Source organism: Aeromicrobium sp. Root472D3, assembly GCF_001426485.1.
Classification (GTDB): domain Bacteria; phylum Actinomycetota; class Actinomycetes; order Propionibacteriales; family Nocardioidaceae; genus Aeromicrobium.
This window is the reverse complement of sequence record NZ_LMET01000001.1, coordinates 1,778,411-1,787,828: the sequence shown is the minus strand read 5'-3', so window position 1 is coordinate 1,787,828 and position 9,418 is coordinate 1,778,411. Positions and strand designations below refer to the sequence as shown.

11 protein-coding genes and 1 pseudogene are annotated in these 9,418 nt (G+C 70.7%); 4 read left to right on the top strand and 8 right to left on the bottom strand.

Features of this window, described 5'->3' with window-relative positions; translation table 11 throughout:
• Nucleotides 1–328: pseudogene (locus tag ASD10_RS19600) on the top strand (DUF222 domain-containing protein); the annotation flags it as partial.
• Between the two features lie 210 nt (nucleotides 329–538).
• Nucleotides 539–1,237, top strand: a complete 699-nt coding sequence (locus tag ASD10_RS19330; protein WP_056607389.1) for a thermonuclease family protein — start codon at nucleotides 539–541, stop codon at nucleotides 1,235–1,237.
• 14 nt (nucleotides 1,238–1,251) lie between these two features.
• On the opposite strand, the gene era is transcribed toward ASD10_RS19330, so the two are convergent.
• The 8 genes from era to hrcA form a co-directional block, all read right to left on the bottom strand.
• Nucleotides 1,252–2,187: a GTPase Era gene (gene era / locus ASD10_RS08750; protein ID WP_056607388.1), complete on the bottom strand. Its 936-nt coding sequence runs from the start codon at nucleotides 2,185–2,187 to the stop codon at nucleotides 1,252–1,254.
• Nucleotides 2,184–2,522 (bottom strand): hypothetical protein, encoded by a 339-nt coding sequence (locus ASD10_RS08745; protein WP_056607385.1) that lies wholly within the window; start codon nucleotides 2,520–2,522, stop codon nucleotides 2,184–2,186. The genes era and ASD10_RS08745 overlap by 4 nt, the downstream gene beginning before the upstream one ends.
• Nucleotides 2,506–3,825: a hemolysin family protein gene (locus ASD10_RS08740; protein ID WP_056607383.1), complete on the bottom strand. Its 1,320-nt coding sequence runs from the start codon at nucleotides 3,823–3,825 to the stop codon at nucleotides 2,506–2,508. Before ASD10_RS08740 ends, ASD10_RS08745 begins: the two co-directional genes overlap by 17 nt.
• A gap of 10 nt (nucleotides 3,826–3,835) precedes the next feature.
• Entirely contained in the window at nucleotides 3,836–4,312 is a 477-nt protein-coding gene (gene ybeY, locus ASD10_RS08735) for an rRNA maturation RNase YbeY (protein ID WP_056607381.1), read from the bottom strand.
• Nucleotides 4,290–5,300: a PhoH family protein gene (locus tag ASD10_RS08730; protein ID WP_056607378.1), complete on the bottom strand. Its 1,011-nt coding sequence runs from the start codon at nucleotides 5,298–5,300 to the stop codon at nucleotides 4,290–4,292. Before ASD10_RS08730 ends, ybeY begins: the two co-directional genes overlap by 23 nt.
• A 156-nt stretch (nucleotides 5,301–5,456) precedes the next feature.
• Nucleotides 5,457–5,810: an HIT domain-containing protein gene (locus ASD10_RS08725; RefSeq protein ID WP_056607376.1), complete on the bottom strand. Its 354-nt coding sequence runs from the start codon at nucleotides 5,808–5,810 to the stop codon at nucleotides 5,457–5,459.
• A complete protein-coding gene (dnaJ, locus tag ASD10_RS08720; RefSeq protein WP_056607375.1) occupies nucleotides 5,807–6,964 on the bottom strand; it encodes a molecular chaperone DnaJ in 1,158 nt (385 codons plus the stop codon). The genes ASD10_RS08725 and dnaJ overlap by 4 nt, the downstream gene beginning before the upstream one ends.
• A 30-nt stretch (nucleotides 6,965–6,994) precedes the next feature.
• Nucleotides 6,995–8,011 (bottom strand): heat-inducible transcriptional repressor HrcA, encoded by a 1,017-nt coding sequence (gene hrcA, locus ASD10_RS08715; RefSeq protein WP_056607373.1) that lies wholly within the window; start codon nucleotides 8,009–8,011, stop codon nucleotides 6,995–6,997.
• A 103-nt stretch (nucleotides 8,012–8,114) separates the two neighbouring features.
• Here hrcA and ASD10_RS08710 point away from each other — a divergent pair, with 103 nt between their 5' ends.
• Both ASD10_RS08710 and ASD10_RS08705 read left to right on the top strand, forming a co-directional pair.
• Complete coding sequence (locus tag ASD10_RS08710) at nucleotides 8,115–8,582, top strand: hypothetical protein (protein ID WP_056607371.1); 468 nt, start codon at nucleotides 8,115–8,117, stop codon at nucleotides 8,580–8,582.
• Nucleotides 8,575–9,414, top strand: coding sequence for a DUF3097 domain-containing protein (locus tag ASD10_RS08705; protein WP_056607369.1), 840 nt, complete (start codon nucleotides 8,575–8,577; stop codon nucleotides 9,412–9,414). Before ASD10_RS08710 ends, ASD10_RS08705 begins: the two co-directional genes overlap by 8 nt.
• The last annotated feature ends 4 nt before the right edge of the window (nucleotides 9,415–9,418 follow it).

Below are 9,418 nucleotides of genomic sequence, written 5' to 3'. Positions count from 1 at the left end.
CGCGCTACCGGTCTCCGGTGGTCTGGCTGCGACGGTTGCGGTCACGATCGACGCCGACAACCTGGCCACCGGAACCGGTACGGCCACCAACACCTCGGGCACCACGATGTCGGCCACCAAGGCCCAGCGGATGGCGTGCAACGCCCACCTCGTGGCACTGCTGCTGGACGGCGACTCACGCGTCATCGACCACGGCACCACCCGCCGGTTGTACGACCGTCACCAGAGGCTGATCCTGGCGACCCGCGACGGCGGGTGCGTGTTCCCGCGCTGTGACCGGCCACCGGCCTGGTGCGAGGCGCACCACCTGGACTTCTGGGCCGAAGGTNCCACGAGGGGCAGTGGACCGCTCGCATGGCCGACGACGGCATCGTCGAGGTCATCCCACCACCGCACGTCGACCCCGACCGGACCCCCCAACGCCACTCACGCTTCACCCGACAACACCCCCGCGCCGGCTGAGGCGGCTCGGGCATCGCTGCCCGTTTTCTCCTCCAATCCCAGTACGACGGCGAGAACCGGCTGTTACGGTCTGGCGATGAACCGACTCCGCGGCATGCTCGCGTCCGCGCTCACCGTCGTGCTGGTCGGCGGCTCGCTGCTGGCGGCGACGCCCGCGCAGGCGGCAGACAGGGACTGCGGCGACTTCGCCACCCAGGCCGACGCCCAAGCCTTCTTCGTCGCCAACGGCGGCCCCGGCTCGGACCCGCACCGCCTCGACTACGACGGTGACGGGCTGGCGTGCGAGGACCTGCCGTGCCCCTGCAGCACGTCGTCGGCGCCCGCACCACCTCCGCCCGCGCCCCCTGCGCCCGTCGCCGCGCCGTGCGCCGTGAACCCGAAGGTCACGGAGAAGGCCGTCGTGGTGTCGGTGATCGACGGCGACACCCTGCGGGTCAGGATCGACGGCACCCGCTCCAAGATCCGGCTGCTCGGCATCAACTCGCCCGAGCGCGGGAGGAAGGGCTACGGCTCGGCCACGAAGGCGCTGAAGAAGCTGACCCCCGTGGGCCGGACGATCGTGCTGACGAGCGACCCGACCCAGCCGTACGCGGACGTCTACGGCCGAGCCCTCCGATACGTCAAGCGCGGCTCGAAGGACGTCAACAAGGCACAGCTGTCGAAGGGCTGGGCCCGGTTCTACGACGCCCGGCGGTGCGACCCGCTCACCAGGAAGAAGAGCTACAAGAGGGCGGAACGATCGGCGAAGAAGCACGATCGCGGCATCTGGAGGTAGAGACCGCCGACCGCTCAGAAGCCGAGCTTGCGCAGCTGCTTGGGATCGCGCTGCCACTCCTTGGCGACCTTGACGTGCAGGTCGAGGTAGACGGGCGTGCCGAGGATCTTCTCGATCTGCGAGCGCGAGTCGCTGCCGATCTGGCGCAGGCGGGCCCCCTGCTTGCCGATGATGATGCCCTTCTGGCTGTCGCGCTCGACGTACACGTTGACGCGGACGTCGATCAGCGGCTTGTGCTCGGGACGGTCCGCGCGCGGCACCATCTCGTCGACGACGACGGCGATCGAGTGCGGGAGCTCGTCGCGGACGCCCTCGAGGGCCGCCTCGCGGATGATCTCGGCGATCAGCGTCTCCTCGGGCTCGTCGGTGAGCTGACCCTCCGGGTACAGCGCCGGGCCCTCGGGCAGCGTGCCGACCAGCAGGTCGGCGAGCAGCCCGATCTGGTCGTCGGCGACCGCCGACACGGGGATGATCTCCTGGAACTGCAACCCCAGGTCGGCACTGACCTGCTGGATCGACAGCAGGTGGTCGCGCAGCTTGTCGGGCTTGACGAGGTCGATCTTGGTCGCGATCGCGAAGATCGGCTTCCTGCGCCCGCGGCCCGTCTTCTGCAGCTCGGCCAGCTCGCGCATCAGGAACTTGTCGCCCTCGCCGACGCTCTCGTTGGCCGGCAGGCACATGCCGATCGTGTCGACCTCCGACCACGTCGAGCGCACGAGCGCGTTGAGGCGCTCGCCGAGCAGGGTGTGCGGCTTGTGCAGACCGGGGGTGTCGATCAGGATCAGCTGCGCGTCGTCGCGGTTGACGAGCCCGCGGATCGCGTGGCGCGTGGTCTGCGGCTTGGACGACGTGATCGCGATCTTGCCGCCGACCAACGCGTTCGTCAGCGTCGACTTGCCGGCGTTGGGGCGTCCGACGAAGCACGCGAACCCGGAGCGGTGCGCGCTCACGTGGTGCGGACCTTGACGACGGTGCCGCTGGGATCGGCCAGGTAGACCGCGATGCCGTGACCCGACACGTCGCGCACCGCGGTGCCGTCGACGACGGGCTCGGGCACCATGTCGCCCACGAGCGCCGCGGCCTCGATGCCGGTCGCGCCCGACGAGACCGCCATCGCGACGGCGAGGTCGAGCGCGTCGACGCGCAGCGACGGCAGGGCCACGGTCGAGGCGACGTACGTGCGTCCGTCCTGGTCGCGCACCGCCGCGCCGTGCTCGGCGGTGGTGCGGGCGCGCGAGCTGCGCGCCAACGTCACCAGCTTGGCGTCTTCAGGACTGAGATCCATGGTCGGACCCTTTCGGTCGTCGTTCGGAGGGGTCGGGGACGTCGGCGGGCTCCAGGCGGCTCACGACGACGTGCCCGATGCGGTTGCGGCGACCGGACGGGCCCTCGGCCTCGAAGCGCAGGCCCTCGACCTCGACGACGCTGCCGCGGATCGGCACCTTGCCGAGGTGCTTGGCCATGAGACCGCCGACGGAGTCGACGTCCTCGTCCTCGATCGGGATGTCGAAGAGGTCCTCGAGGTCGTCGACCTCGAAGCGCGAGCTGACCCGCCACGAGCCGTCGGACAGCTTCTGGCTGGCATCGGGCTCGGTGTCGTACTCGTCGGTGATCTCGCCGACGATCTCCTCGAGGATGTCCTCGATCGTGATCATGCCCGCCGTGCCGCCGAACTCGTCGACGACGATCGCGACGTGCATGCGTTGGGCCTGCATCTCCTTGAGGAGGTCGTCGGCCGGCTTGGTGTCGGGGACGAACAGGCACGGGCGCGTGATCGACTCGATGCGCTCGGTCGTCTCGGCGGTGTGGTTGTCGAACACCCGCTTGGTGACGTCCTTCAGGTAGGCCATGCCGACCACGTCGTCGAGGTTCTCGCCGACGACGGGCATGCGCGAGTAGCCGCTGCGCAGGGCCAGCGACATCGTCTGGCGCAGCGTCTTGTGACGCTCGACGAACACCAGGTCGGTGCGCGGCACCATGACCTCGCGCACGATCGTGTCGCCGAGCTCGAAGACCGACTGGAGCATGCGCCCCTCGTCGGTCTCGATGATCGAGCTGGCGGCGGCGAGGTCGACGAGCTCGCGCACCTCGACCTCGGACGCGAACGGCCCCTCGCGGAACCCCTTGCCGGGCGTGACGGCGTTGCCGAGCAGGATCAGCAGCTGCGGCACGGGGCCCAGCAGCCGTGTCAGGACGATGACCGGGACGGTCGACGCCAGGGCGATCGACTCGGCGTGCTGACGTCCGAGGGTGCGCGGACCCACCCCGATCAGCACGAAGCTGACGACGACCATGATCGCGACCGCGACGCCGAACCGCGGCCACAGCCCGTCGAGCTGGTCGGCCACCACGAGGGCGACCAGCACGATGCTCGCGGTCTCGGTCAGCACGCGCATCAGCAGCACCGAGTTGAGGTAGGCCGCGGGGTCGTCGAGGATGCGGACGAGGCCCGCGGCACCCGAGCGGCCCTCGTCGTCGAGCTCCTCGGCGCGCGCCTTGGAGAACGCCGAGATCGCGGCGTCGACGCTGGCGAGCGTGCCGGCGACGACGGCGAGCACGACGGACAGGATGATCGGCAACCACGTCATCGCGCGGACCTCACGCGTCCTCGGGGTCGACGCCCGCGGCCGACTGCTGCCACTCGAGCAGGAGCCGGCCCTGGATGCCGAACATCTCCCGGTGCTCGTCGGGCTCGGCGTGGTCGTAGCCCAGCAGGTGCAGGATGCCGTGCACCGTCAGCAGGTCGATCTCGTCGCGGGTCGTGTGACCTGCGGCGGGAGCCTGCTGCTCGGCGACCTGCGGGCACAGGGCGATGTCGCCGAGGTACCCCTCGGGGCTCTCCTCGCCGTCGGTGCCGGGCGTCAGCTCGTCCATCGGGAACGACAGGACGTCGGTCGGGCCCTTCTTGCCCATCCACTGCTCGTTGAGCACCGCGATGGTCTCGGGATCGACGAGCCGCACCGTCAGCTCGGTCGCGGGGTGCAGCCGCATGCGGCGCATCGCGAAGCGGCAGAGCCTGGTCAGACCGACGACGTCGACGTCGGTGCCGGACTCATCGAGTACGTCGACGTTCATGGGAGTCAGCACCTGCCTCGTGCGTCTCGGACTCGAACTCGCCGTAGGCCGCGACGATCTGGCCGACCAGCTTGTGCCGCACGACGTCGGTCGCGCTGAGGTGGGCGAAGTGGATGTCGCTGACGTCGTCGAGGATGTCCTGGACGACCCGCAGGCCGCTCTTGTTGCCGCTCGGCAGGTCGACCTGCGTGACGTCGCCCGTCACGACCATCTTGGAGCCGAAGCCCAGGCGGGTCAGGAACATCTTCATCTGCTCGGGCGTCGTGTTCTGCGCCTCGTCGAGGATGATGAACGCGTCGTTGAGCGAACGGCCGCGCATGTAGGCCAGCGGCGCGACCTCGATGACGCCGCCCGTCAGCAGCTTGGGGATCGTCTCGGGGTCGACCATGTCGTGCAGGGCGTCGTAGAGCGGACGCAGGTACGGGTCGATCTTCTCGCTGAGCGAGCCGGGCAGGAACCCCAGGCGCTCGCCGGCCTCGACGGCCGGACGCGTCAGGATGATGCGGTTGACCTGCTTGGCCTGCAGCGCCTGCACGGCCTTGGCGACCGCGAGGTACGTCTTGCCGGTGCCGGCGGGGCCGATGCCGAAGACGATCGTGTGCTTGTCGATCGCGTCGACGTAGCGCTTCTGGTTGACCGTCTTGGGGCGGATCGTGCGACCGCGGTTCGACAGGATGTTGAGACTCAGTACCTCGGCGGGCTTCTCGCGCGTCTCGGTGCGCAGCATCGACAGGCTGCGCTCGACGGTCTCGCGCGTCAGGTTCTGCCCCGTGCGCAGGATCGTCACGAGCTCGTCGAGCAGCCGCTCGACGAGCGCCGACTCGGCGGGCGGGCCCGTGACCGTGATGGTGTTGCCGCGCGCGTGGATGCGCGACGAGAAGGAGTCCTCGATCAGCCGGAGGAACTCGTCGGCCGGGCCCAGCAGGGCGACGGCCGGGACGCTGGCCGGGATCGTGAACGTGTGTGCGGGTGTCGTGTCGTCAGTCATGTGGTCCCAATCGTACGCGGAGACCTCGCGGGCGCAGCGAGCGAACGTCGGAGCGCGCCAGCGGAGCGTGAGCGGTTCGCGGCGAAGCCGCCGTCCAGCGAGGCGTGGTGGGCCGTCGAGACAGCCCGGCCCCGTGGCGGCGCCCGGTGACGGGGCTCAGCCGGGAGGCCAGGTGAGGTCGCGGCCCGCGATCACGTGACCGTGGGTGTGGAACACCGTCTGGCCCGCACCCTCGCCGGTGTTGAACACGAGCCGGTACGAGTCGTGGCCCTCCGAGACCGCGATGCGGCGCGACTCGACCAGCAGGTCGACGGCCGCCTCGGGCGAGGCCAGCGCGAGGCTCGCGGCGTCGGCGGCGTGCAGCCGCGGGATGACCAGGACGTGGGTGGGCGCCTGCGGGTTGATGTCGCGGAACGCCACGGTGTGGTCGGTGCTCGACACGATGTCGGCGGGCACGTCGCCCGCGACGATCTTGCAGAACAGGCAGTCGGGCACGGAGTCGAGGCTCACTTGAACGCGTCCTTGATCTTGTGGAAGACACCCTTGTGGTGCGTGCCCATCAGGGCCTCGGGACGCTCCTCGTCGCGCAGCGACGCGAGCTGCTCGAGCAGCGCGCGCTGCTGATCGTCGATGCGCGAGGGCGTCTCGACGACGACCTGCACCTTGAGGTCGCCCCGGCCGGGCCCGCGCAGGCGGGGCACGCCGAAGTTCTTGATCGTGACGGTCTCGCCGGACTGCGTGCCCGACGCGACGTCGAGCCGCACGGTGCGGTCGGCCTCGTCGGTGCCGGCGACATCGGCCTCGAGCGTCGGCAGGTCGAGGTGCGTGCCGAGCGCGGCCGCCGTCATCGGCAGGCTGACCTGGCAGAAGAGCTGGTCGCCCTTGCGCTGGAACACGGGGTGGCGGGCCACGTTGATCTCGAGGTAGAGGTCGCCGGCGGGTCCGCCGCCCGGGCCGACCTCGCCCTCTCCCCCGAGCTGGATGCGGGTGCCCTGGTCGACACCGGCCGGGATCGTCACCGTGATCGAGCGGCGCGAGCGCACCCGGCCCTCGCCGGCGCACTCGGGGCACGGGTCGGGGATGACCGAGCCGAAGCCGTGGCACGTGGGGCACGGGCGGGACGTGCGGATGTCGCCGAGCAGCGACCGCTGGACGTGCTGGACGTCGCCGTGGCCGTGGCACGTGCGGCACGTCTCGGGCTGCGACCCGTTGGCCGCGCCGCTGCCCTCGCACGTCGTGCAGGTGACGGCGGTGTCGACCTTGATTTCGTGGGTCGCACCGAAGGCGGCCTCGGCGAGGTCGACGTCGAGGCGCAGGAGCGCGTCCTGGCCGCGCTGCTGCCGCGAGCGCGGCCCGCGCTGCTGACCGTTCTGGCCGAAGAACGCGTCCATGATGTCGTCGAAGTTGAAGCCCTGGGCGCCGCCGCCGAAGCCGCCGCGGCCACCTCCGCCCATCGGGTCGCCGCCGCGATCGAACATCGAGCGCTTCTCGGCGTCGGACAGCACCTCGTACGCGACCGTCACCTCCTTGAAGCGGTCGGACGCGTCGGGGGCGTCGTTGACGTCGGGGTGCAGCTGGCGCGCGAGCTTGCGGTAGGCCTTCTTGATCTCCTCGGGGGTCGCCTCGCGGGCGACGCCGAGCGTTGCGTAGTAGTCCTGTGCCATGAGTACTGGATAGCCCTTACGTGTGGTGGGTCAGTTGTCGGCCAACGTGCGGCCGACGTAGCGGGCGACGGCGCCGACGGCGGCCATCGTCGCGGGATAGTCCATGCGGGTGGGTCCGACGGTGCCGAGCGTCGCGAGCGCGAGGTCGTCGGCCCCGTACGCCGACGAGACGACCGCCGTGCTCGACAGCCCCTCGTGCCCCGTCTCGGTGCCGATGCGCACCGACAGGCCCGTCGTGGCCTCGCCGAGCAGCCTGAGCAGCACGACCTGCTCCTCCATCGCCTCGAGCACCGGCTTGATCGCGGTGTCGAAGTCGCTGCCGAAGCGCGCCAGGTTGGCGGTGCCGCCGACCGCGATGCGCTCGTCGGACCGCTCGTTGCTGAACGTCTGCGTCAGCGTCGTGACGATCGACGTGACGACGGGACGGTCGTTGACCGCGAACGTCTCGATCAGGTCGGCCAGCTTGAGGGACGCCTCGGGAAGCCGCTCGCCCATCGTCGCGCGGGTGATGCGGGTGCGCAGGTCGGCGACCAGGTCGTCGGTGAGCGTCTCGACGAGCTCGATGATGCGCTGCTCGACGCGGCCGCTGCTGGTGATGACGACCAGCAGCACGCGCGACCCCTCGAGGGCGACGAGCTCGATGTGGCGCACCGTCGAGCGGGTCAGCGACGGGTACTGGACGATCGCGACCTGGTTGGTCAGCTGCGCCAGCACCTTGACGCTGCGCTGCACGACGTCGTCGACGTCGACCGCGCCGGTCAGGAACGTCTCGATCGCGCGGCGCTCGGCCGGTGTCAGCGACTTGACGGTCGACAGGCGGTCGACGAACAGCCGGTAGCCCTTGTCGGTCGGGATGCGGCCGGCGCTGGTGTGGGGCTGCGTGATGTAGCCCTCGTCCTCGAGCACGGCCATGTCGTTGCGGACCGTCGCGGGCGACACGCCCAGCTGGTGCCGGTCGAGCAGCGAGCGGGAGCCGACGGGCTCCTGCGTCGCGACGTAGTCCTCGACGATGGCGCGCAGGACGTCGAGTCGGCGGTCGTCTGACATCGGTGCCCCTCTCGTCGGGCTCGGTTTGGCCTGCTCGTGATGGTGGCCGGTCGTCCAGCGCGTCGCGTTGGCACTCTCACCGGCCAAGTGCCAGTCTAACGACGTGGAGGGAATCAGCGAGACCCCTGACGGGCACGTCATCGTCACAGGCGGTGAGCGTTCCCTCACATACGCGCCCCGGCGGGTCACGGTCGACGACGGCACCGTCGTCGCGCACGAGTCGCAGGGCGGCGCGATGTCGTCGGTCTGGGCCGCCGACCTGGGCGGCCCGTTCTTCGTCGAGGTCGCCCACCTGGGCGACGGCCCCGTGGGCGGCGAGCTGGTCATGACCGTCACGCACATCGGCCCCGACGAGACCCGGCGCTTCGTGGCCCTCGGCGATCTGTGGGCCGCCGACCTGCCCGCTGCCGCCGCGCAGGGCTGGGCCGTCTGGGCCGCGGCGGTCGACCTCGCGCTCGGCCTGCTCGACGGCGACGTCGCGCTGCTCGGCACCGGCGTGGACGGCGCTCCGCTGACCAAGGACGACGTCGAGGACCTGCACCAACGACTCCTGGGAGCCCTGCATGGTTGACCGCTACGGCAGCGACGTCCTGTCCGGCGACTGGAAGAAGCCGCCGCGAGGACGCTCCGAGGAGGTCGTCGTCGAGCGCGGCATGATCGTCGAGGACGCCACCAGCGGCTTCTGCGGCGAGGTCATGGCCGTCGAGAAGGACCTCGGCATGATGATCCTCGAGGACCGCCGCCTCAAGCGTCGCTCGTTCCCCCTGGGCCCCGGCTACCTGCTCGAGGGCAAGCCGGTCGTCCTGCGTCCGCCGTCGGCGGCGACCAAGCAGACCGCGACCCGCACGGCCTCGGGGTCGCGGGCCGTCCACGGCGCGAAGGCGCGCGTCGCGCTGCCGAGCCGCATCTTCGTCGAGGGCCGGCACGACGCCGAGCTCGTCGAACGGGTCTGGGGCGACGACCTGCGCATCGAGGGCGTCGCGGTCGAGTACCTCGGCGGGATCGACGACCTGTCGTCGATCGTCGACGACTTCGCCCCGACCGCCGAGCGGCGGCTCGGCGTGCTGGTCGACCACCTGGTGCCGGGCTCGAAGGAGACGCGCATCGCCGAGCAGGTGTCGGGACGCCCGCACGTGCTGGTGGTCGGCCACCCGTACGTCGACGTCTGGCAGTCGGTCAAGCCCGCCCGCCTGGGCATCGAGAAGTGGCCCGTCATCCCGCGGGGCCAGGACTGGAAGCACGGCATCTGCCGCTCGCTCGGCTGGCCCCACACCGACCAGGCCGACATCGCCCGGGCGTGGAAGCACATCCTGAGCCGCGTCGACTCCTACGCCGACCTGGAGCCCGAGTTCCTCGGGCGGGTCGAGGAGCTCATCGACTTCGTGACGGCCCCCCGGGACTGAGCGG

Bases quoted from the DNA above. Each gene is read 5' to 3' on its own strand.
- ASD10_RS19330 (WP_056607389.1), top strand. From the start codon at position 539: ATGAACCGACTCCGCGGCATGCTCGCGTCCGCGCTCACCGTCGTGCTG.
- ASD10_RS08745 (WP_056607385.1), bottom strand. From the start codon at position 2,522: ATGGATCTCAGTCCTGAAGACGCCAAGCTGGTGACGTTGGCGCGCAGC.
- ASD10_RS08740 (WP_056607383.1), bottom strand. From the start codon at position 3,825: ATGACGTGGTTGCCGATCATCCTGTCCGTCGTGCTCGCCGTCGTCGCC.
- ybeY (WP_056607381.1), bottom strand. From the start codon at position 4,312: ATGAACGTCGACGTACTCGATGAGTCCGGCACCGACGTCGACGTCGTC.
- ASD10_RS08730 (WP_056607378.1), bottom strand. From the start codon at position 5,300: ATGACTGACGACACGACACCCGCACACACGTTCACGATCCCGGCCAGC.
- dnaJ (WP_056607375.1), bottom strand. From the start codon at position 6,964: ATGGCACAGGACTACTACGCAACGCTCGGCGTCGCCCGCGAGGCGACC.
- hrcA (WP_056607373.1), bottom strand. From the start codon at position 8,011: ATGTCAGACGACCGCCGACTCGACGTCCTGCGCGCCATCGTCGAGGAC.
- ASD10_RS08705 (WP_056607369.1), top strand. From the start codon at position 8,575: ATGGTTGACCGCTACGGCAGCGACGTCCTGTCCGGCGACTGGAAGAAG.